Raw genomic sequence first — 22,611 nt, 5'->3', positions numbered from 1 at the left:
GCTTATATACTTAGTTGCATAAGTAATTAACTGCAAAATTGCTATTTGGAGGAACATTCATATGACTGCGAAAAGAAACAGCCATCATAAATCTCGATTACGACAATTATTTGCAACACGTCGACGTCGGTGGATTGGCATCGGTGGCCTAATTGTAATTATAATTCTTGTATTAGTTTCAATTCGACATGCAAGTGAGGAAAAAGCAACAGAAAAAAATGAATATAATATTCTACGAGTTACTGCGCAATCAGATTTTAATCTGACAGGAAAGATTGAACCAGTCCAGACGCAAACACTAACCTTGCCATCTGGTAATCTGCAAAATCTTAATGTGAAAAATGGGGATCACGTTGCGCAAGGAGAAGCACTTTTGACAGTGCATAATGATAGTACACAAGATAGTGTTACTGAACTGCAGGGGGACCTTAGTAAAAGTCAGCGTACAATGAATGCCCAACAACAGACGATCAATAATTTACGTCAACAGTTAAATGGGATGGGGCAAGGTGATGAAGGATACAATGACCTGCGCAATCAGCTTACCGAGGCACAAAATGCATATGCAGACGCACAAGCAAGTGTTGCTGCTACTCAACAACGGCTTAACACCGCTTCAAGCAAGGTTAATCAAACATTAACAGCACCTTTTGCTGGTTATGTTACGGTTGACCAATCAAAGCAAAATGCTCCTGTAATTACCCTTTACTCGGATACGCTTCAATTTGTCGGTCAAGTCTCGGAATATGATTATAGTAAACTTCATCAAAGTGTTGATCTAAAGGTGAAGGCCTTAGCAACGAACCGGACTGCTAATACTCAGGTAAGTTATCTTTCAACAATTCCAACTAAAAATAGTGGAAATAATACTAAATATGAAGTAACTGCTAATGTTAGTGCTAATAAATTTATGGCCGGGCAGACAGCAAAAGCTTCTATTAAACAAGATGGAGTCCAAATACCTAAATCTGCTGTTCGTCATGGAAAGGTATTTGTTGTTGATTCAGACAACCGAGTTCGCGAGACAGATGTTAGTGGCCGGGCAGTCAACAGTTCTTATATTGTGACTGATGGCGTTGATGCTGGTGATCGAATTGTGACTAACCCTAACAGTAAGTTGAAAAATAATGCAAAGGTTGATTAATATGATCAAGCTAAAGAACATTAATAAATATTATCGTCAAGGTAGCCAGCGTTTTCATGTTCTTCATGATATTAATGTTGACATTGAGCAAGGTGAATTAGTCGCAATTATTGGTGAATCTGGATCAGGGAAATCAACTTTGATTAATATTGTGGGCTTTCTTGATGATGATTTTGAGGGAACATACTTCTACCAAAATCACCCAATCCATGATTATTCGCGAAAGCAGTTTTCAAATTTGCGAAATCAAAATGTCGGTTTTGTTTTTCAAAATTTTAAACTGCTACGTGGATCAACCGTTGCCGATAATGTTGGATTACCCTTGCTATATGCAGGAAAACGACGCCGTGAAATTGGCAAACGGGTTTCTGAAGTCTTAGAGCAAGTTGGTTTAGCCGGATATGAAGATCAATTCCCTAAAAATATGTCTGGTGGTCAACAACAAAGAGTATCTATTGCCCGGGCAATATCAACGAACCCGAAATTTTTAATTGCTGACGAACCAACGGGAGCGCTCGATACGGAAACAAGCCAAGAAATTATGAATCTTTTTAAGCGATTGAATCATGAAGAAGGAACAACGATTATTATGGTTACCCACGATCCTCATGTCGCTGAACAATGTGACCGAGTAATTAAAATTATTGACGGTCGAATTGTGAGTGACAGCAAAGGCGGTGAATATCATGCAGACAATTGAGTTGGTAAAATCAGCTATCCAGTCATTAAAAGCAAATAAAAAGCGGAGTTTCCTAACGATTATTGGAATTATGATTGGTATTGCTGCGGTTATTGCTATCCTTGGAATTGGGGACGGGATTACGAAAACGATGTATGATAAGTTCGGTAATAATGCTAAGCAAGGCCAGCAAACGACCGAAATCGTCTATAATCCTGATAATGTTAATTCGACAGTCAATGGATTCACTCAAGAACAAGTTGCTGATATTAATACTCAATTTGGTGGTGAAATTAAAAAGGCTGAGATTGAGCAGGAATCAGATAATCTTTCAACACATGCAGATATTGGTGACACGACTAAATCAGTGACACTAAGCTTATTAAAGAAACCAACCCATACAGTAAAACTTATTGCTGGTCACAACTTTAGTAAACGAGCTTTTGAACTAGAGGAAGCTAATGTCCTAATGAGTGAAAAAGTAGCTAAGCGACAATATGGTTCAGCACAAAATGCGCTTGGCACAACTGTAATAATTAATAATGTCACCTATAAAGTTACGGGAGTATATAAGACGCAGGCACAATTTACTGATGATGGAAATCAAAACTCATACGGGGTTGATTTATTATTACCGAAAAAAGTTTACTATCAAGGAGATAGTGCTAAAGAAGGAAATACGCTTAAATTAACCTTTAGCCAAGGTGTAAATGCCAGCGCTATTTCCCGGAGAGTCGCAAAGTACTTAAAAAATAATAGTTCAGCAGCGACTCAAGGAACCTATGAATATCTAGACATGGAAAAAGCCCTTAAGCAATTCTCTTCTCAAATGAGTATTATTACTACTTTCATTAGTTTTATTGCGGCGATTTCTCTTTTTATTGCCGGAATTGGGGTAATGAACATGATGTATATTTCAGTTTCTGAGCGGACGCAAGAAATCGGAATTCGCTTAGCTGTGGGGGCCACACCATTTAACATTATGATGCAATTTTTAGTGGAAGCAGTAATTCTTACCATGACAGGTGGATTATTAGGCTTTTTAGGTGGCGCAGGATTAGCGCACTTACTAGCACCGCTTTTATCAAGTGTGATTGGTGGTGGTGGCATTCATATTCACGCTCATATTTCGCTTAATGCTTTCTTGTTGGCATTTGGAACATCGGCAGCTGTTGGTTTGATTTTTGGGATCTTGCCGGCTCGCCAAGCAGCCAATAAGAATTTGATTGATATCTTAAGATAAAAAAATCCTCAGTTTTTTGCTGAGGATTTTTAACGAATTCTGCAAAAAACACTACGAATTCTGCAAAATGTAAAAAATATCAAATTATCGAGTATAATAAAAAGATAAATTAAAATGAAATATTAGGAGATAGGAAAAGATGAGTAAAAATAGGGGTAAATTAACGGTTATTTCATTGCTAGTTGTAATTATTGTGGTATGTGGCGGATACATGTTACTACACCCATCTTCATCAAAGAAGGTTGCTAGTGAAAAGGCTACTAAGACAGAGACGATTACAAGTAGCTCATCTAAAAAACATAAAGCAGCCAAAGAAGATAGTTCAGATAAAGTTAAAGATGATGATTCTGATGATTCGTCTTCAGTAGCTGATACTAATGATAGTGAGGCAACTTCTGCATCTACCGCAGTAACTAGTGGTAATCAAACAGCTCAACCTGCACAAAGTCAAAAGACAACCCAAGCAACGGCGGTAAGTAATTCTGGTCAAACTACTAGTCCTAAAGCTGCCACGAATAATTACAAGGGAACCCGCAGTGTCGCCAACACAAACAATCGGCGGACAGGAAGCCGAAATACAACCCAAGCTGCATCAACACAACAACCTGTAATAGTGGAAGATGGGATGAACTTTAGCTACCGGGCTGCGCAAAAAGCGGGTGTGATTGATAACAAGACATCTGTTGAAGAGTTTTACAAAAATGCCAAGGAAGGTAATGGTTCTGTAACCTACAACGGTCAAACTATTTACTACAAAGCTAAGGGTAATAATCAATATCAAGTTACAACCGCTAAATAGTTTGGTTACTAAAAAAGTGTCCGGTATTTTTGCCAGACATTTTTTTAGTAAAAAATACTGTGAAAGATGTAAGATATACTAATTGTTTGCGCTTTAGTATATAATGAATGAGCGTGAAGAATATAGTTATTAAGTGATTATTCAATGTAGAAGCCTCACTTAAAGATTTGGATGTTATTGGAGTACTTTTATGCAAAAACTATCTATTAAACAACTAATAATAATCACATTGTGCTTATTAGTACTGGTGGTTGGCTGCATGACTATTCACCAGCGTCGTCATTTTAATAAGAACGTTAAGATTGATAATGTATCGGTTGGTGGATTGACTGCTAAGCAAGCATTAAAGAAGTTACAAGATAATCCACAATCACCAAAAATTTATGTTAACAATGAGTTAGTATTTACGGATAAGCAATCGGTAGCAAAGTTTAGTAGTGCTGACGAACAAAAAATTAAAAATGCATTACATAGTCAGTATACTTTCTTCCCATCATCTAAGGCAAAGAACATTGCAATTAAGCCTCAAAGCATTAACCAAAATGAAGTATCAAAGATTGATCAAGCAGTCAGTCAAAAGGTAACAGAATTAAATAATGGTCGAAAGGCTCCTGTTGATGCTTACGCTGTATACGAAAATGGCCGAGTGCAGATAAAACCAGCAGTTGGTGGTACTCAATACAGTTTAGATGGTTTGCATAATAAAGTTGAGAATGAGATTGCTGGCGGAACTATTTACTTGAAGCCAGTATACAAAGCTCCGCTTTCTGCAAATAGTAAAACTGTTCAGAATGAAAAAGCAAAGCTCGAAGAGTTATCAAAACGATCTGTAACATACCAAGTACAAAACAAAAAGTATCAGTTAAATTGTGGTGAGATTATTACCAGAGCAACCTATCAAAATGGAAAATACCACTTTGACACTGGAGCAGCTGATTCAAAGATTGATGAAATTAATAATACCCAAGCAACTCTTGGCAAATCATTTGAATTCAAAACCCATAATGGATCAGTGATCAAAACAACAGATGCTGGCTCGTATGGTTGGAAGATCAGTAAGAAACAAGCTGGAAAGACTCTTACGAATGCACTGGTTGCAAATAAGCAAACAGTAAATGCCAAAAATGATATCTATGGTAAGGGATATAATCAGCATGGAACAGGTTATGGAACTACAACTAATAATGGCATTGGTAATACCTATGCCGAAGTTTCGCTAGCCGACCAACATGCATGGTTCTATAAGAATGGTAAATGCGTTCTTAGCACTGACATTGTTAGTGGGACTAATAACAAAGATAATGAGACGCCAAAAGGAGTCTGGTATATCATGTACCAGCAAACACCGTCTGTTCTTCGAGGACTTAACGATGATGGTTCGAAATATGCAAGTAAGGTCCAATATTGGTCTCCTTTCACTGATAGTGGATGTGGATTTCATGATGCAAGTTGGCGTCATGACTGGTCGAAACAAGCCTATCTCGCTAAAGGTGGCGGATCGCATGGATGTATCAACATGCACCCAGATGTTGCTGGTCAAGCCTTTCATGACTTACAGAAAAATGAGCCTGTAATTATTTACTAAAGGAGAATTTATTATGCGCCCAAGTGCTGAACGCTCAATAATGATTGCGGTTGTTTGTTTCATATTAACAATTATTATTTCATTCGCCTTGTCTGAGGGATGGATAAAGTAAGGAATTTGACTATGGACTTAGAAAAGAAGAAAAATTTGGTAATCGTTAATCTGTTTTATGTTGGATTAATTTTGATTTACTGCATTTTGCATGCAGGGCCACTGAATTTAATGGTATTTTTGATAATGCTAATTATTGCGAATTTAGTAGGAATATTAAGTAATAATTAATTTTAAAATGTTATGGGAGGATTTAGTCATGTTAGAGAAAAAGTATAAAATTTTAACAAAAAAAGAGCTACTCAAACTATACGGTGGTTGGGGATATTCACTTGCTTTTAGAGATACTCGTTCATGGGAAAGAGCAGTTTTAAAATGGATTAAAAGATGATTAAATTAACTGTTGGGCAAGGATTAGCATCATCTATATCAAATATTATTGAAATTATTTTTATTTATCGATTGGTAACAAAAAGCTTATCATTGAAATTAATAACACTTGACTCTTTAGCTGTTTTGATGATGATATTCTTTTCGGTAATATTTATGATGCTAGGCTCCCTTTATCCAGTACTTATAGTATTTTATTTATGGTTAGTTGATAGAATAAAATCTAACTCCTGTATAGCTATAAATAGCATTCTTGCGATATGTACTAGTATCATAATGTCATCTTTATTTGATTTAGTGGATCATTATACTTATATATTTTTCGTACAAGGAAAGGCACATATATCACTTTTAGGTTGGTTAATTCCGTTGAATGATTGTATTTTAACATTTATAGTAAGCGTATTTGTAATCAAGATTATTTATCCTGAGATAAAGTGGGTTTATATTAAATTTCCCAACCCTATTCAATTATGGAAAATAACTGCTATCTATTTTGTACTTTATATTTGGTTAACTACTATTGCAGAAAAAGAAGAAATTGCTGATAAATACGCTTCATTACTGTTAATCATGTATTCTATAATCATAATAGTATCTGTTACCGGCTTCCTTACTTTTGTTAAAAATAATGAACAAACTCAACACCAACAGAGATTAATCAATGATTATCAATCGCAAATTGCTAATGCCCACAGAATAAATAAACATTATAATGAAATTCGGCGTGAACGTCACGATACACGTAATATGCTTCTCAGTATTCAAGGATATATTCGTGATCACAAAGATAAGGAAGCGGAGGAATTACTAGCAACGTTTCTTCAAAATGATACAGTTGAAAAGCATTATGGTGAAATTGATAATGCATTAGATAAGATTAAAATTTCAGGGTTGCATAATCTTATTAAGGAAAAGGCTTATAAAATAGTAGAAAAAGGTATTCCGTTTTCGTTTGAAGTTAATGCTGAGATCGACAAGTTACCAGGTTCCGAAATAAAAACTGCTAGAATTATCGGAATTTTAATGGACAATGCAATTGAAGCAACATTTAAGCAAGCTAAACCATATATCCAATTTGCGTTGCTTAAGCACAGTCCAGAAGTTTATGAATTGGTAATTGCTAATTCGATTGAGCAAAAACTTAATATTAATACTGCACTAAAATTTGAACATTCAACTAAAGAAGGGCATCAAGGAATTGGTCTTTCAAATATGACACAGTTGGTAGAAAATGATGACCATTATTCTTTTTCAGCGGAAGTTAAAGATAAGGTAATTATGATGACTTGTTTTATTCAGGGAAAGTGAGAATAAAATGTTAAAGGTAATTATTTTGGAAAATGATGATTATCAAGCTGATTATACAGAGCGCCTCGTTTCTCAGCGAAAATTGATTAATGCTACTCCAAATAGTTATGACATAGAATTATATTTGCGGACAAATGATCCGCAAAAAGTGATCAACAGTATCAAAGATGACGCTTATTTAGCGATTTTAGACATTGAGCTAGACAATCAACTTAGTGGGATCGATGTTGCTGAGCAGATCCGCAAAAAAGCTGAATTTGCCGAAATTATCTTTGTAACTGCTTATCAAGAATATTTACCTTATACTGTTTCGCGCCGAATTGAGCCATTCGACTATATATCAAAAGGGAAACAGATTGAATCGATTGCGGATCGACTCCGGATTGATATTGATGAAGCATATGCTCGCTATCAGAATTACATGAACAGTAATCAAAAACATCAAGAAAAGTTTACTTATGAACCGACTCATGGAGTAAAAAGGCAAGTTGATTTTGAAAACCTTTATTATATTGAATCAGTAAAAAATACAAATCGACGGTTACGGATTGTGGGAAAAGATATTCGGATTGAATATCATGGCGAGTTAGGTCAAGTTAATAACAAGCATTTGTTGAAAGTAAATCAAAGTACGCTGATTAATCCTAAAACAATCCAAGAATTTAATCGTAAAGAACGTATAGTTTACTTTGGTGCGAATCGAGAACTTAAAGTGACTGTTAGTTATCGAAAAATAAAATCATTAGTTGATTTTCTCGAAAAGGATAATAACGGTTGATAGAGTTCAAAAGAAACTGTGACCAAAAGTGGTCATAGTTTTTTTATTATCAGATATTTTTCAGTAAACGTTTTCAAAACTTTTACTACGAATTCTGCAGAAAGGCTTACGAATTTTGCAAAATGACACAGAGAGAATTTTTACTTATATACTAATGTTAAAATCCTAACTTTATCGTATTAGGAGGTAATTAAAATGACTTATCGTAAATTAAACTTCGATGAATTAAGCAAGGTTTCTGGTGGATGGAGTCTATCTTCACAGGTTAATGAACTAGTTAAAGATGTTGTTAATTCCTTGAACAAATGGGTTCAATCTTGCTACGCAGGCTATAAAGATAGTCCATTTCACTAATAGTTTATAACTTAATGATTATGAAATTTAACCACGATTTTTATATCTATATTATAGTTACATTCTTCTGGGTCTTAGCAATTCCCAAAGCAGGTAACATTTATGAAACAATTATATGTATAGCTTGCACAATCATTGGTATTTTTGCGGCTCTACGAATTTTATTTAAAAATAAATAGTATCTTATAAGAATATGAAGCCCAGAATCAATATTAATTTTGGACTTTATTTCTTTGTCTAATTAGAAAGCAAGGTGAATGAAAATCAATTATCCTCATTATGTAGCTCAAGTTGATGAGGCAGATTGCGGAGTCGCCGCTTTAGCAATGATTTTGCACAATTTTGGGTCTGTTTATCCAATCGCAAAATTACGTGACTTAGCACGGACGACTAAGCAAGGAACTACTGCCTTAGGACTTGTCAAAGCAGCAAAGCATCTTGGATTAGACGTTACTCCCATTCAAGCAGATATATCTTTGTTTGATGATCCTGAAATTACTTACCCGTTGATCGCGCATGTGATTAAGGATGATTTACTTCATTACTGTGTTGTCTTTAAGGCTGATCAAGATTACATCTATGTAGCTGATCCAGATCCTGCTACGAAAGTACAAAAAATGACTCGGGATGAATTTGGTCGTTTATGGTCAGGTGTAAGTTTACTTTTTTCGCCTGCTAAGGGATATACGCCACAAAAAGAATCGTTAGCTGGATTAATGACGATGTTTCGACAATTAACTAATTATAAAAAAGATATATCAGGAATTGTCATTGCGGCATTATTAATTACCTTCATCAGCATCGTCGGTTCATACTATCTTCAATTAATTATCGATCGGTTTATCCCCTCGAAAAGTATTAATGGCTTAGCGATTCTTGCTGGTAGTTTATTGGTAGTCTATGTGTTTAATTCTCTTTTTAATTATCTGCGAGATGTTCTCTTGACTAGGCTGGATCAAAAACTAACGTCACAAATAAGTCTTAGATATATTCACCATGTTTATCGTTTACCGATGAGATTTTTCTCCACAAGAAAAACGGGGGAAATAACTTCGCGGTTTAATGATATTAATAAGATTATTGATGCTTTATCAAGCACTATTATTTCAATGTTCTTAGATGTTGGCGTGATGGTGATTATTGGCATTGTTCTCTTCTTGTATGATCGGTCATTATTTTTAACTACAATTAGTACCATTCCGATTTATGTCATTATCATTTATGCCTTTAATAAGCGCTTTGCTAAACTTGATCAGGAACAGATGGAGAGTAACGCTCAATTAAGTTCTGCCATTATTGAGGATTTAAAAGGCGTAGAGACGTTGAAAGTGCTGCAACTTGAAAATATCCGTTATAAAAATGTTGAAAAACAATTTGCGAATTTCTTACGAAAGAATCTAACATATGTCAAAACTAAATCTTTTCAGGATGCAATTAAAATGTGGATTCAATACGGTTTAGTAACAATCATTCTTTTTCAAGGAGCGGTTTTAGTAATTCAGGGTTGCTTAAGTATTGGAATATTGATGGCCTTTAATGCATTATTGGCCTTTTTTATCAGTCCATTACAAAATATTATTAATCTTCAACCTAAACTCCAAGAAGCTAAAGTAGCGAATAATCGATTAAATGAAGTGCTGCAAGTTGACACCGAAAAGTCTGATACAAATTCTCAGGATCAAGCAGATTTGGTAGGTCCGATAAACATTCAACATGTTGATTATTCATATGAATATAGTCGTCCAATTTTACAGGACATCAATCTTCAAATTGGTCGTAATGATAAATTGGCAATTGTAGGATTGAGCGGTTCTGGTAAATCGACCTTGGCAAAGTTATTAGTTGGCTTTTATTTACCTACTCAAGGACAGATAGAATTTAATCAGCATAAGACAACAGAGATTAATCTTTGCGATATTAGACAATATGTGCATTACTTACCCCAATCGCCACAATTATTTTCGGGAACAATCAAAGATAACTTGCTAATGGGATTAGACCGTGAAGTATCTGCTGAAGAAATCGATAATGCATGTAAATTGGCATTAATTTATAACGATATTCAAGAGATGCCCTTAAAATATGAAACAAAACTAGATGAAGAAGCAACCGCATTATCTGGTGGTCAAAAACAACGCTTGACGATTGCACGAGCACTCCTAACTTCTGCGCGTGTTTTAATTTTCGATGAATCAACAAGTAGTTTAGATCCGATTACTGAAAAAAGAATCGTTGAGCATTTGCTAGAGATTGAAGACCGCACAATGATTTTTATTGCCCACCGTCTTTCAATTGCTAAAAAGGTCAACAAAGTAGTAGTAATGCGCGACGGAAAAATCATTGAACAGGGTACTCACCAAGAACTTTTGAATCATCATCAAGAATACTATGATTTATGGAATGCATAAAAGAGGCTGGGAGAAAACTTTTGTTTTCTCTCAGCCTCAACTACTTGTTATGAACAATAGAAAGATAACGTGGAACTAGCTTCGCGTCGCCACAAGGCTCGAGTCTAAGTACGAACGATAATCAGCCCGTGCCGTGCTAATCATCGTCCTAGCTTAGCCGACCGCCTTGTCGAGGAGGTTATTTCCCCCTCTTTTTTTCAGTCTTTATTAAACATAATTGCGAGCATCGAACCGATAGTAAAAATTATAAAGAAGATACATAGTAGTGACTCATCTAATGGCAGCGAACCATCTGAAAATGGTGCAATCCAGAGAAACAGGAGTAATAGGTACACATAAAAGAAACCATCCCGCCAAAAGTCCTTATTGAAATGAATTTTCATTAGTTCTCCCCCCCTAAGATAGTATGTGTATCTTATTATAAGGAAAGATCTAATTTAAAGAACACTTTGCAAAATTCGTTAAGTTTTTTGCAGAATTCGTATAGGTTGCCTATTTAGAAAAACGCCCTGGGAAATTCCAAGGCGTTTTTTCAACTAATCAACTTTTACAAATCCATCTTGAACAAATTTTGTTCCGTAGGTCAGGGTGTTTTCCACGGGACACTTTGCGGCAACGTCAGCGAGGAACTTCTTGATGTCTTCATCAGACTCGCTGCTGCGAAGGTGTGGTTGGTAACGGATCTCAGTAAACTTGCTGACATTTTTATCACCAGCAACATCTTCACGACCAAGATCACCCTCGATTGTTACCCAAAAAGCTCGTAAATCAAAGTTACGCTTTTTAGCTAATGCTTGGGCAGTGATTGCCTGGCAGGCACCAAATGATGCAAGGAGAATTTCGACTGGATTCATCCCCGTATTTGTACTTTCAGGTTCATCAAAGGTAATTTCAAAACCACGGGTACCGGCTGAAACTTGCATCCCTGTTGTTGTCTTAGTTGCTGTTACTTTATATTTACTCATAACCGTTCCCTCCTTTAATACCCATAGTGTAATCGAGACGATACTTTTGGTCAATGAGGGTGCTCAATTATAAGGTGATTTCATGTGGTGATTTTCCTCCATTAAGGATTGTCATCACATCATCAAGTGAAATATCCACCATATTTTTGACCGCTAAATTAGTAAAGAAGGCAATGTGAGGCGTAAGAATAACATTATCCATTTCGTGTAATTCTTTAACAAGGGGCTGATCATCAAGCCCTTTTTCTCGACGATTTGTGGCCGCCACCGTTTCTTCACCTTCAAAAGTATCAAGGGCGGCAGCTGCAATTGTTCCCTTTTTTAATGCATCAACGAGGTCTGCGGTATTAACAACCGAGCCACGACTAGCATTCACTAGTCCAGCGGTTGGTTTCATTAGGACAAAATCTTTAGTAGTAAGCAGTCCTTTTGAAGTCGGGTTTAAGTCAACATGTAGACTTACGATATCGGCACGTTTTAGCAGTTCATCTTTAGGAACGAATTGTACAATCCCATCTAAATCAGTTCGTGGGTTTGTGTCATACCCAAGCACGGTTGCGCCAAGTGCTTTTAATAATTTAGCAAGGGTCCCGCCGATTCGTCCGACACCAATAATACCAATTGTAGCGGTATGAATTTCAACTGATTGTTCGTCGCTAAACCAACGATAATCATTCTGTGCGACTTGGTGGTCAAACCGGTAAGATTTCCGCAGTAACCGAAAAATCTGCATCAACGCAAATTCAGCGACACTCCGCGGCGAGTAGGCTGGAACATTAGTCACTGTTAAACCATTGGCATTGGCTTCCTTAATATTGATCATGTCAAAACCGGCAGTCCGTGTGGCGATTTGTTTAAGACCATTTGCACGGAGCTTAGCGTAGATATCTTCGGGGAGTTTGCTGCGTTGCTGGATTACTAATCCATCGACATCGGTAGTGAGGTCAACAGCCTCATCGATCAATTTCGGTGTTGTAATGATTTCAATATTATTTTTCTGTGCGTAATCCTTAATGGCAGCTTGCTCATCATCCCGCACACTTGTCAGTAAAATTTTAGTCATTTTAGTCCTCCTTATTAATGAACTCAGCGATATTAATCATTGCCTGCTTTAATGTGTCCATGCTAGTAGCGTAACTAATTCGAACATAACCCTGACCGCCAGCACCGAAGAAGGAACCGGGAATCACAGCAACTTTTCCTTCATTGGCAAGATCGGTCGCAAATTTAAGGTCATCATTACCATATTGTGCAGGAATCTTAGCAAAAACGTAGAAAGCCCCTTGAGGATTAATCAGCCGGAACCCTAATTTTTGGAGGCTGTTCACAACAAAGTCTCGCCGTTGCTCATAGGCTTCTTTCATTTCTTGAGTAGCTGTTTTTCCTTCGTCAGTGTCAAATGCGGCGACTGCAGCGGCCATTGCTGGATTAGAAGCAGCGGTTACTAACATCGCGTGAATGGCACTGACCGATTTCATCAATTCTTGCGGACCAGCGATAAAACCAATTCGGTAACCAGTCATTGCATGTGACTTTGAGGCACCATTTAAAATTAGCGTTTGTTCGGGGATGTAATTGGCGATTGAAGTATGAGTAGCTCCGTAAACGAGTTCAGAGTAAATTTCATCGGCAATTACAATCAGGCTAGTTGATTTAACCGTATCAGCTAGTGCTTTAATTTGATCTTGGGTGTAAGTAACACCAGTTGGGTTAGAGGGGTAGTTAAGAACTAGTCCCTTGGCGTTAGGATGTTCTTCTAGTACGCTTTTGAGTCTTTCTGGTGTGAGGACAAAACCATCGCTGCTTGTATCAACTTCAATCGGGATTCCACCAAGAATCTTTGTGACAGCCATGTAGAAGGGGAAAGTTGGGGTTGGAATGATAATTTCGTCGCCAGGATTAATAATAGTCGAAAGAGAAGCGAAAATTCCTTCTGTTGCGCCAACTGTAACAGCAATTTCGTTTTCCGGATCGTAGTCAAGCTGGTAACGATCTTGCATGAAGTGAGCGATTGCTTGGCGGAGTGCTAAGGTCCCATTTCCCGGAGCATAGTGTGAATCATTGGCATTGATGCTATCGATTGCGGCCTGCTTCATCGCGGCTGGCACATTAAAGTCTGGTTCGCCTAATGTTAGTTTAATGATGCCAGGGATTGAGCTTACCTGATAATCAAATTCGCGGATTCCACCAGGAGTGAGTTTAGCAAAATTATTGTTAAGACGACTAAGGATTTCTTTTTTAGTAGCTGGCATGATAAATTCCTCCTATATAATATGTAGATTTAGAAATAAAAGAAGCCCTGAATGCTATAGAAATAACATCCAGGGCTTCTTGATCAGATTGGAATGAGTATAAAAGAGGCTCTCGGATGTTTGGGGGTCATCCGGGAACATCACAATGATAAAATCACTGCTGGTTAGCGGACGGTAATCGCGCTAAACCAGAAGACATACGCTTGATTCAAGTGAATTGTCGCGGTGATCATCATTGTGTCCTCCTTTTGATTAACTGATTATTAACAATTCTAATTGTTTTTTAATTTTTGTCAATGATAAATTGAGAAATTTTATTAATTATAAAAGTAATTATTAATTACAAATGTAGATATAATAAGAATTCCAAAAATTAAGAGTTATTAATTCAACCTTAATTAAGCGTTGTGTTTATATTCTACAATTTTTTTTATTTTTTAGCGCCTTTTTTGTTGTGTTACTCCACAAATGTGATATAATATTAATCGTAAAGGAAGTGGGTAGCATGCGGATCGACATTAAACATTATTTGGAAGTTAACCACTTGACCATTTATCAAGTTTCCAAGCGTTCCGGTTACGGCTACACGACTTTACACAAATCGTTTAACAAACCACAGTCTAGTTCGACCTCGCTTAACCTGCGTGACCTTGATGCCTTGGCTCGCGCTCAAGACAAGAGCATGTGGGAGGTCCTTAAAGAACTAGAAGAGCATTACCTCGAATGAGATTGTGGCATTGCTGTAGCCACAGGAGGTCAAATGCATTAACTTTTGACTTCTAGAATACTTAGACTACGAAACTTAGAAAACAAAATATTATATTTAATTGAGGAGGGATTGCATATGGCTCAAAACCCAATGAATCCATTTGACAACGACATGAATGACATCTTTAATCAATTAATGGGTGGCATGAATGGTTTCAATTCTGATAATCGGCGTTACCTAATCAATGGTCGTGAAGTAACACCAGAAGAATTTGCTGAATATCGTAGAACTGGTCAATTGCCAGGCGGTGCAAATCCTCAACAAGGTGGCCAACCTGGCCCTCAACCTAACGCTGGTAAGGATAGTATCTTACACAAGTTAGGTCGGAACTTAACTCAAGAAGCTCGTGAACATGAACTTGACCCTGTTATTGGTCGTAATAAGGAAATCCAAGAAACAGCTGAAATTTTAAGCCGGCGGACAAAGAACAACCCTGTATTAGTTGGGGACGCTGGTGTTGGTAAGACTGCTGTTGTTGAAGGATTAGCACAAGCAATTGTTTCCGGTGATGTACCAGCTGCAATCAAGGACAAGGAAATTATTAGTATTGATATTTCTGGCCTTGAAGCAGGTACTCAATATCGTGGTAGCTTTGAAGAAAACATGCAAAAGTTGGTTGATGAAGTCAAGAAGGCTGGAAACATCATCCTCTTCTTCGATGAAATTCACCAAATTATCGGTGCCGGTTCAACTGGCGATTCTAGTGGTTCTAAGGGTATGTCTGACATCATTAAGCCAGCATTATCCCGTGGTGAACTTACAGTTATCGGTGCAACTACTCAAGATGAATACCGGAACACGATTATGAAGGATGCTGCATTGGCACGGCGGTTCAATTCTGTTACTGTTAATGCTCCAAGCAAGGCTGATACAGTGGCCATCCTTAAAGGCATCCGTGACTTGTACGAACGTCACCACAATGTAAAGTTACCAGATGACGTTCTCCAAGCTGCTGTTGATTACTCTGTTCAATACATGCCACAACGTGCATTACCTGACAAGGCTATCGACTTAATCGATATGACCGCTGCTCACTTAGCAGCAAAGCACCCAGCACGGGACGCTAAGGCAATTGAAAAAGATATCGAAGCAGAAGAAAAGAAGCAAAAAGCTGCTGCTAAGAAAGAAGATTACAAGGCTGCTCAAGATGCCAAGGAAAAGATCGCTGACTTGAAGAAGCAATTGAGCGAAAACTCTGAATCTGAAAAGGTTACTGCTACTCCAGAAGACGTTGCTAAGGCTGTAGAACAAATGACTGGTATTCCAGTTTCTAAGATTGGTGCTAGTGACGTTGAACGTCTAAAGGACATGGACAAGCGGCTTGAAGGCAAGGTTATTGGCCAAGATAAAGCTGTTGAAGCAGTTGCTCGTGCTATTCGTCGTAACCGTGCCGGATTTGACGAAGGTGATTCACCAATTGGTAGCTTCCTCTTTGTTGGACCTACTGGTGTTGGTAAGACTGAACTTGCTAAGCAATTAGCCCTTGATATGTTTGGCAGCAAGGATGACATCATTCGGTTAGATATGTCTGAATACTCTGACCGAACAGCCGTATCTAAGATGATCGGTGCTACTGCTGGTTATGTTGGTTATGAAGACAACGGTAATACCTTGACTGAAAAGGTTCGTCGTCACCCTTATTCAATTATTCTTCTTGATGAAATTGAAAAGGCTAACCCACAAGTTATCACCCTCTTGCTTCAAGTACTTGATGACGGTCGGTTAACTGATGGACAAGGTAACACTATTGACTTTAAGAATACTGTTATTATTGCTACATCAAATGCCGGCTACTCCAACGATGCTCCAGTCAAGATGGGTCGGAATGAAGATGAAGAAGACTTAATTAAGAAGTTGACTACTTACTTCCGTCCTGAATTCTTGAACCGGTTTAACGCTATTGTTGAATTCCACAGCTTGACTAAGGAAGACTTGAAGCAAATCGTTGACTTAATGCTTGCTGAAGTTAACCGGACATTGGCTAAGAAGGGCATGGATGTTAAGGTTACTGATACTGCAAAGCAATACCTTATTGATGAAGGGTACGATGAAGCCATGGGTGCTCGTCCTCTTCGTCGGGTTATCGAACGTGAAATCCGTGATAAAGTAACTGATTACTACCTTGACCACCTCGATGTAAAGAATCTTGTTGCTGAAATGAAGGATGGCCAACTTGTAATTGTTGATGCTAAGGACGCCTCAAAAGACGATAGTAAAGAATATACTTCACCATCTGAAAAGAAGGATGAAGAAAAAGACGATAAGAAGGAAGAAGACAAGAAGTCTAACGAAGATAAGAAAGACGAAAAGTAATTTTCCTTCATTAATAAAGAATAAAAAGCATGAATTAACTTATAGGGTTAGTTCGTGCTTTTTTTGGTTAAAGTTTGTTTTCTTTGATGGTATAGCGAGAAATAGTGTCCCAATCTAATTTGAATCCAAGACCTGGGATAGTGGGAACTTTTACTTTTCCGTTACTTAAATTAATCTCGGGTTTAATAATATCATGAGCAAAGTACCGTTGAGAGGCAGAGATATCATTGGGGAGCGTGTAACCAGGTAAAGTAGCAGCTGCAATATCGACAGCGCGAGCAACTCCTGAGCCTAGCATTCCACCACACCAGCAATCTATATGATGCCTTTGGGCGAATGCTTGAATTTCTTTTGCTATGGATAAACCACCGACTTTACTAACTTTAATATTAATTATTTGTCCACTGCCGAGTTGGTACATTGCTTGGGCATCTTTAAGGCTATTAATGCTTTCATCTAAACAAATTGGGGTGGCTAATTGTTGTTGAAGTTGGGCGTGATTGAGCAGGTCACCACTTTCTAAGGGCTGCTCAATCATTAGTAACCCAAGTTTATCAAACTGTTTTAAATGGTCAGCATCTTTTAATTGGTAAGCAGAATTAGCATCAGCCATTAGCATGAGCTGTGGGAATACATTGCGCACTGCTTTAAGGTATTGATAATCGGCGCCTGGTTTGATTTTTACTTTGACTCGCTGATAACCAGCTTTTACTGCCTGCTGAACCTTTTGAACTAATACTGTTGGGGAAGGCTGAATCCCAATACTAATACCTGCTAGCACTTCTTTTTTATTGCCTCCAATTGCCTCTGCAAGTGATCGGTGGCTTTTTTGAGCATATAGGTCCCACATTGCAGTATCAATTGCTGCTTTAGCCATGTTATTCCTTTTAATTGCGCAAAAAAGATTTGTTAGTTGGGCGGGAGTAGTTATTTCTTGCCTGAGCAATAGCGGAATGAGGATATCTTTTAATAAGAGATAGGCACTATTTCTGAATTCCTCAGTATAAAAGGGGACACTAAAAGCAGAACATTCACCGTAACCAGTGCGACCATCTTCATCGTGGAGGGCAACTAGTATGAAGTCCTTTGTTCTCATTTGCCCAAAACTCGTCTTAAAAGCTGATTGAAGAGGAAGATTAATCATATAAAGATTTGCAGACGTAATTTTCACCAAATATCAACTCCTTAAGTAATCATTCAGTTTTAGTTTGCGATAAATAGTGAAGATTGTAAATGATAATATGCATAAAATGATTGATGATTGGTGAGAAGTTACCGTTAAAAAATGACTAAAAAAGTGGCAAAAATAGGTGAAAATGAGGGTGAATTTAAGCTGAATCTAGTGTTGACTTATCAACTCATTTGCTTAACCGTAAAAAAGATATGATAAAAATCACTTTTTATAAAACAGAAGTTGAATAAGCCTTTATTTATTGGTGCTTATAGGGATTAACACGTGTTAAATAAGAGGTTGGGATCAGCAAAAATAATGAAAAAAACAACTATATCTTTAGTCGATAATCGTCCAATAATAAGACAAAATTGAATGAGTGTAAGAGCTGAATTAACTAATTTTTGTGTTAAATAATGAGTGGTTTAATGGTCTATAATTATCACGGGAATGGTTTTAAATTTTTTTAACTTTTTTTTGAATGTAAATATTATTAAAAAAATGAAAATTTGGTTTTATAATATTACTCTTTCACTAATCGTGTAATTAGTTTACGAATATTGAAAAATTAACTTCTAAGCCATAAATTGAAATTTGTTCACACGATTAATAAATGGGGATTTGGCTTATAAGGATGAACACTTAACAGGTGAATAGCAAAACTTTGAAAACGAGCGTTTGGAAATTCGCCTCTCTTGTAATCCTTCAAAACCTTGATATAGTAGGAACTGTTAAGTCATTAAGCAATAAACCTTGCATGAATAATTTATTTTCTTTTGAATATTTTTTCATAAACGGGGGTTTATTAAAATGAGAAATTCGAATACTAATAATTGGCGTTCAACTGCTTTGGTTGCGGGGGCAATCTTAACAGCAGGTGTCGTTACTACCACTTCAACGACAGATGTACACGCTGATAATAGTCAAAATAATGCACAAGTAAGTAATGACCAAGTTACTTACGACCAAGTTCGGGCAACTGCTGATCAGCAACTTGCACAATTGCAATCAGCAAATGATAGTAAAGAAGCTCAACAAGCTACGGCCAATGAGCAATCAAATGCTGCGGATCTTGCACAAACCAACGCACAAATTGATCAATTAAAAGCTAGTCATGCTGCCTTAGAACAAGAACAAGCTGGTGCTATTGCACAAGCACAAGCTTCCACTGCTGCTTCTATTGAAGCACAAACTTCAGCTGCTAATGCTGAATACCAACAACTAATTAACGCACAACAACAAAATGAAGCCACTCAACGTGTAGCTAATGACCAACAGTACGCACAAGCTGTTAGTCAAGCTGCTGCAAGTCAACAAGCTGTGTCTGATATAGAAGCACAATATCAGAAGTCAGTAAATGAAGCCGCTAGTGTCCAAACAAGTCAAAGCCAGGCAGCTTCAGATGATTACAATGCCGCTGTTGCTAAAGAAAATGATACTTACCAAGGTAAAGTATCTGCACAACAAGCTACTAATGCTGAAAATATTAAAAATGCTGAAGCATCTCTTGCAACCGCAGCTGCTAATGCTAACAAGCCTTATGAAGTCGCAACTACTAGTGATGTTGCTGTTACTGGTCGAGTTGCTAAGCCACAAATAGATGTTAAAGTTCCTGATTATGTAACAAAATATGGGATTCATTTAGAAGTTCGTGGTTATAATGGTGCTATTCCTGTATCTGATTATACTTATCCTGAATTTGCTAATACTTACTATGGGGAATATCCTGATGGTTCGGTAATCACCAACAAGGCTGCTGAGTCAACTCCACACGATATTTCAGAAATGCCATTAGATTTTCAACCGGGTCTATTAAGTTATGATGCTAAAAATGATCATTCTGAAAAAGTTTCCGCTGATGGATTAACAGCTGATCAAATCCAAGTGTTACGGGCATTAGCTCTTTCGTGGGAAAATGGTTTCCGGAATAATGTTTTCCAAAATTACCGTGAATTTTACAATGCGGTAAACAAGAATAATGGCTTTGCTAACGTTGCTCCAACAGATATTGTAAGTACTGATATTACTGACCAAATTGCTGATCAAGTTGTAGCAAATCGGACAAAGTATAACGTAGATAACAATAGCCATACAATTCAACAAAATGGTATGCCAAAGGATGCTACTTATTCTAGTGTAATTAACAATACAATTAGCGGTTTACAAAATAGCTTAACAAAGGAATTTAGTGGTAAGGTAATTTACACTGATACCAATGAAAACCTAACTACTATGCAAGCTGGAAATCCTACTCTTCTTAACTATGCTATTAATCTTTACAACTCTATGCAGGGTATGTACTATGGTGAATTAGTAAATCTAACTCATATCGGCGGACACGCAAATAACCTTCTTCGGGCTGGCGTTCATATTGTTGGTATTGGTTTCCAAAAGCTAACTGATGCAATGACTTTCAAACAAGGCTCCGGAGTATCAGATCATCAGAACCCTTCGTACGCTGTAACATTTGACCACACTGGTTTTAACATTGATCATGATGTTAACTTAACAAAGGAAGTTCAGAACCGTAATGTTTGGGGAACTTCAACAGTTGATACACAATTAAATGCTATTAAGTCTGCTCAATATCATGTTAATAAAGTGTCAGGTACAAAGACCATTACACCAACAGCTGCTGATGTTCAAAAAGCTACTGCAGGTGAACAACAAAACTTAGCTAATGTTAAAGCACAAGCACAACAAGCCCTTGATACGTTGGCTAGTGAACACCAAGCTAACTTGAACAAGCTTGAAAAACAATATAATGATGCTAAGGCTCAAGTAAAGGCTAACTACGATAATGCAGTTGCCAAGGCTGAAAACGTTCGTGAAGAGGCTCTTAAAGCTACTGGAACTGTTGATCTTCAAGCTTACAAAGCTCAATTAGATGAAGCTTACCAAAACATGGTAAAGGCTGACCAAGCAGCTGCTCAAAAATTTGCTGCTGATCGCGATGCCAAGGTTGCTAATATCAAAGCAACTGAAAATGCAAAACTTAATGCAAAGCTTGCTGCATTAGTACCAAGTGTTGAACCACAAATTCAACAATTAGAAGCACAGCACCAAGCAGTTGTTGCTCATGGGGATGAAGTTCTTGCAACATTGAAGGCTGAAAATAAGGCTGCTTACGACAAACTTGCAGAAAAATTCAATACTAAATTAGCTGCACTTCAACAACGTGAAGATATTGAAAAAGCTAATAAAGTACGCCTAGGTAATAATACTGTTGTCCTTCCATCACCTGTTAAAACGGCAAATAATACTGATGTTACACCAGTTGCTTTCCCTACAGCTACTAGTCGTTCACAAGTACGAACAGTTTCAGCTCCAACAATTGTACGGACAGCTACTCAAACACCAGTCGCTTCTGCACCAGTTGTTGCTACAATGAATCGTGGTGCTGGAAATACTGTTAATAATAGTAGTGCAAGTGCAACACAAGCTCCAGTAGTAACTCAAACAGCTGCTGATACTGCAACTAATAACAATGGAACTCCAGTAACAAACAATGCTGCCGTTCAAACACCGATTGCTGCTACCGCTGATAAAGCCACTAAAGCGGATAACAGTAAAAAATCAGCTACAAAGGCTGATACAACTGTTGCTAAGAAGCATGCATCTGCTAAGAAGAGTGATTCAGCACAAAAGGTAAATCAATCTTCTATGTCAATTGTTGCTTTAGCCGCCACTGCATTACTTGGTACCCTTGGTATCACTTACAGTTCAAAGAAGCGCCACAACTAATCCGAAACGGTTAATAAATAAAAAAAGAGATTGGAATTATCCAATCTCTTTTTTGCATCCTATAGTTTATCGATAAGGGGTTGCATAAAATTATTATTGATCCGCGTAAGCTTATGGTGGCGACCTAAGTTTAATTCATATGCTAATCGTTCAGGATCATTTCGATCGTTAATTTTAATGATTCCTCGTTTCTTAAAGTTAAAACTTTCAACAATATGCTGCATTGCTTTATTGCTACGGTGAGTATCAACCCGAAAGTTCTTAATTCCTTGCATTTGACCAACAGTTAGCAAGTTAGAAAATAGCAACTTACTAAGTCCTTGTCCCCGATAATTACTGCTGATGGCGACCCGGTGGATGGTAGCATAAGGCTCATCTGGTTGTTGCCACTGTCCTTGTGTAATATTACGGTAGGTCAGTTCTGGTGTAAGCTGAAGAGTAGCAGTTGCCGCTACTTGATTACCATTAATTAATATCCAGTTTGTTTGCATCGCAATGTCTTGAGCAAAAGTTTTCTGATCTGGATAACCGTTTTGCCATTGTGGACTCCCGTTTTTCTTTAGAAGATCCTTTGCATCATCAATTATTTTAATGATCGTCGCTAAATCTTGAGTCTGAGCGCGGCGTAAATATATTTCTGTCATTAGTATCCTCC

Annotated in this window: 19 protein-coding genes; 13 read left to right on the top strand and 6 right to left on the bottom strand. The window is 37.4% G+C overall.

Features of this window, described 5'->3' with window-relative positions; genetic code table 11:
* The first annotated feature begins 61 nt into the window (after positions 1-61).
* The 10 genes from H5S10_RS01210 (at position 62) to H5S10_RS01170 (ending at position 10,742) form a co-directional block, all read left to right on the top strand.
* Entirely contained in the window at positions 62-1,144 is a 1,083-nt protein-coding gene (locus H5S10_RS01210; protein WP_182588453.1) for an efflux RND transporter periplasmic adaptor subunit, read from the top strand.
* A gap of 1 nt (position 1,145) precedes the next feature.
* Positions 1,146-1,844: an ABC transporter ATP-binding protein gene (locus tag H5S10_RS01205; RefSeq protein WP_094501669.1), complete on the top strand. Its 699-nt coding sequence runs from the start codon at positions 1,146-1,148 to the stop codon at positions 1,842-1,844.
* On the top strand, positions 1,831-3,066 hold the full coding sequence (locus H5S10_RS01200) for an ABC transporter permease (RefSeq protein ID WP_182585917.1): 1,236 nt from the start codon (positions 1,831-1,833) through the stop codon (positions 3,064-3,066). The genes H5S10_RS01205 and H5S10_RS01200 overlap by 14 nt, the downstream gene beginning before the upstream one ends.
* Before the next feature lie 139 nt (positions 3,067-3,205).
* On the top strand, positions 3,206-3,865 hold the full coding sequence (locus tag H5S10_RS01195) for a hypothetical protein (RefSeq protein ID WP_182588452.1): 660 nt from the start codon (positions 3,206-3,208) through the stop codon (positions 3,863-3,865).
* Between the two features lie 190 nt (positions 3,866-4,055).
* Positions 4,056-5,450 carry a L,D-transpeptidase family protein gene (locus H5S10_RS01190; RefSeq protein ID WP_182588451.1) on the top strand — a complete coding sequence of 465 codons (1,395 nt, stop codon included), beginning with the start codon at positions 4,056-4,058 and terminating at the stop codon, positions 5,448-5,450.
* A 310-nt stretch (positions 5,451-5,760) separates the two neighbouring features.
* Positions 5,761-5,892 carry a hypothetical protein gene (locus H5S10_RS10380; RefSeq protein WP_267866487.1) on the top strand — a complete coding sequence of 44 codons (132 nt, stop codon included), beginning with the start codon at positions 5,761-5,763 and terminating at the stop codon, positions 5,890-5,892.
* Complete coding sequence (locus tag H5S10_RS01185) at positions 5,889-7,202, top strand: GHKL domain-containing protein (RefSeq protein WP_182588450.1); 1,314 nt, start codon at positions 5,889-5,891, stop codon at positions 7,200-7,202. Before H5S10_RS10380 ends, H5S10_RS01185 begins: the two co-directional genes overlap by 4 nt.
* 7 nt (positions 7,203-7,209) lie before the next feature.
* A complete protein-coding gene (locus tag H5S10_RS01180) occupies positions 7,210-7,980 on the top strand; it encodes a LytR/AlgR family response regulator transcription factor (protein WP_182588449.1) in 771 nt (256 codons plus the stop codon).
* 195 nt (positions 7,981-8,175) lie between these two features.
* Entirely contained in the window at positions 8,176-8,334 is a 159-nt protein-coding gene (locus H5S10_RS01175) for a hypothetical protein (protein ID WP_182588448.1), read from the top strand.
* A 257-nt stretch (positions 8,335-8,591) separates the two neighbouring features.
* Positions 8,592-10,742: a peptide cleavage/export ABC transporter gene (locus H5S10_RS01170; protein WP_182588447.1), complete on the top strand. Its 2,151-nt coding sequence runs from the start codon at positions 8,592-8,594 to the stop codon at positions 10,740-10,742.
* A gap of 197 nt (positions 10,743-10,939) precedes the next feature.
* Here the strand turns inward: H5S10_RS01170 and H5S10_RS01165 are convergent, their stop codons facing one another.
* From H5S10_RS01165 to H5S10_RS01150, 4 genes are all read right to left on the bottom strand, one after another.
* Positions 10,940-11,125 (bottom strand): hypothetical protein, encoded by a 186-nt coding sequence (locus tag H5S10_RS01165; RefSeq protein WP_182586128.1) that lies wholly within the window; start codon positions 11,123-11,125, stop codon positions 10,940-10,942.
* 153 nt (positions 11,126-11,278) lie between these two features.
* Positions 11,279-11,707, bottom strand: a complete 429-nt coding sequence (locus H5S10_RS01160) for an OsmC family protein (protein ID WP_182588446.1) — start codon at positions 11,705-11,707, stop codon at positions 11,279-11,281.
* A 67-nt stretch (positions 11,708-11,774) separates the two neighbouring features.
* A complete protein-coding gene (locus H5S10_RS01155; protein ID WP_182588445.1) occupies positions 11,775-12,770 on the bottom strand; it encodes an NAD(P)-dependent oxidoreductase in 996 nt (331 codons plus the stop codon).
* A 1-nt stretch (position 12,771) separates the two neighbouring features.
* Positions 12,772-13,959, bottom strand: a complete 1,188-nt coding sequence (locus tag H5S10_RS01150; RefSeq protein WP_182588444.1) for an aminotransferase class I/II-fold pyridoxal phosphate-dependent enzyme — start codon at positions 13,957-13,959, stop codon at positions 12,772-12,774.
* Between the two features lie 505 nt (positions 13,960-14,464).
* On the opposite strand from H5S10_RS01150, the gene H5S10_RS01145 reads away from it, so the two are divergent.
* A complete protein-coding gene (locus H5S10_RS01145; protein WP_003669553.1) occupies positions 14,465-14,686 on the top strand; it encodes a hypothetical protein in 222 nt (73 codons plus the stop codon).
* Positions 14,687-14,803: 117 nt separating this feature from the next.
* On the top strand, positions 14,804-17,041 hold the full coding sequence (locus H5S10_RS01140) for an ATP-dependent Clp protease ATP-binding subunit (protein WP_220480914.1): 2,238 nt from the start codon (positions 14,804-14,806) through the stop codon (positions 17,039-17,041).
* 67 nt (positions 17,042-17,108) lie between these two features.
* Here the strand turns inward: H5S10_RS01140 and menC are convergent, their stop codons facing one another.
* Complete coding sequence (gene menC / locus H5S10_RS01135) at positions 17,109-18,212, bottom strand: o-succinylbenzoate synthase (RefSeq protein ID WP_182588443.1); 1,104 nt, start codon at positions 18,210-18,212, stop codon at positions 17,109-17,111.
* An 810-nt stretch (positions 18,213-19,022) separates the two neighbouring features.
* Between menC and H5S10_RS01130 the strand changes: the two genes are divergently transcribed.
* Positions 19,023-21,956, top strand: a complete 2,934-nt coding sequence (locus H5S10_RS01130; protein ID WP_182588442.1) for a hypothetical protein — start codon at positions 19,023-19,025, stop codon at positions 21,954-21,956.
* A gap of 59 nt (positions 21,957-22,015) precedes the next feature.
* On the opposite strand, the gene H5S10_RS01125 is transcribed toward H5S10_RS01130, so the two are convergent.
* Positions 22,016-22,600, bottom strand: coding sequence for a GNAT family N-acetyltransferase (locus H5S10_RS01125; RefSeq protein WP_231795636.1), 585 nt, complete (start codon positions 22,598-22,600; stop codon positions 22,016-22,018).
* Positions 22,601-22,611: the final 11 nt, after the last annotated feature.

This window comes from Limosilactobacillus balticus (assembly GCF_014145615.1).
Taxonomy (GTDB): domain Bacteria; phylum Bacillota; class Bacilli; order Lactobacillales; family Lactobacillaceae; genus Limosilactobacillus; species Limosilactobacillus balticus.
The sequence above is the reverse complement of the archived record's forward strand: the minus strand, read 5'-3'. Positions and strand labels throughout refer to the sequence as shown.

What these genes read in the sequence shown, in the direction of transcription:
- H5S10_RS01160 (WP_182588446.1), bottom strand. Translation starts at nt 11,707, where the DNA reads ATGAGTAAATATAAAGTAACAGCAACTAAGACAACAACAGGGATGCAA.
- H5S10_RS01195 (WP_182588452.1), top strand. Translation starts at nt 3,206, where the DNA reads ATGAGTAAAAATAGGGGTAAATTAACGGTTATTTCATTGCTAGTTGTA.
- H5S10_RS01200 (WP_182585917.1), top strand. Translation starts at nt 1,831, where the DNA reads ATGCAGACAATTGAGTTGGTAAAATCAGCTATCCAGTCATTAAAAGCA.
- H5S10_RS01210 (WP_182588453.1), top strand. Translation starts at nt 62, where the DNA reads ATGACTGCGAAAAGAAACAGCCATCATAAATCTCGATTACGACAATTA.
- H5S10_RS01130 (WP_182588442.1), top strand. Translation starts at nt 19,023, where the DNA reads ATGAGAAATTCGAATACTAATAATTGGCGTTCAACTGCTTTGGTTGCG.
- H5S10_RS01145 (WP_003669553.1), top strand. Translation starts at nt 14,465, where the DNA reads ATGCGGATCGACATTAAACATTATTTGGAAGTTAACCACTTGACCATT.
- H5S10_RS01190 (WP_182588451.1), top strand. Translation starts at nt 4,056, where the DNA reads ATGCAAAAACTATCTATTAAACAACTAATAATAATCACATTGTGCTTA.
- H5S10_RS01180 (WP_182588449.1), top strand. Translation starts at nt 7,210, where the DNA reads ATGTTAAAGGTAATTATTTTGGAAAATGATGATTATCAAGCTGATTAT.
- H5S10_RS01150 (WP_182588444.1), bottom strand. Translation starts at nt 13,959, where the DNA reads ATGCCAGCTACTAAAAAAGAAATCCTTAGTCGTCTTAACAATAATTTT.
- H5S10_RS01175 (WP_182588448.1), top strand. Translation starts at nt 8,176, where the DNA reads ATGACTTATCGTAAATTAAACTTCGATGAATTAAGCAAGGTTTCTGGT.
- H5S10_RS01155 (WP_182588445.1), bottom strand. Translation starts at nt 12,770, where the DNA reads ATGACTAAAATTTTACTGACAAGTGTGCGGGATGATGAGCAAGCTGCC.
- H5S10_RS01165 (WP_182586128.1), bottom strand. Translation starts at nt 11,125, where the DNA reads ATGAAAATTCATTTCAATAAGGACTTTTGGCGGGATGGTTTCTTTTAT.
- H5S10_RS01205 (WP_094501669.1), top strand. Translation starts at nt 1,146, where the DNA reads ATGATCAAGCTAAAGAACATTAATAAATATTATCGTCAAGGTAGCCAG.
- H5S10_RS01140 (WP_220480914.1), top strand. Translation starts at nt 14,804, where the DNA reads ATGGCTCAAAACCCAATGAATCCATTTGACAACGACATGAATGACATC.
- H5S10_RS01125 (WP_231795636.1), bottom strand. Translation starts at nt 22,600, where the DNA reads ATGACAGAAATATATTTACGCCGCGCTCAGACTCAAGATTTAGCGACG.
- H5S10_RS10380 (WP_267866487.1), top strand. Translation starts at nt 5,761, where the DNA reads ATGTTAGAGAAAAAGTATAAAATTTTAACAAAAAAAGAGCTACTCAAA.
- H5S10_RS01170 (WP_182588447.1), top strand. Translation starts at nt 8,592, where the DNA reads ATGAAAATCAATTATCCTCATTATGTAGCTCAAGTTGATGAGGCAGAT.
- H5S10_RS01185 (WP_182588450.1), top strand. Translation starts at nt 5,889, where the DNA reads ATGATTAAATTAACTGTTGGGCAAGGATTAGCATCATCTATATCAAAT.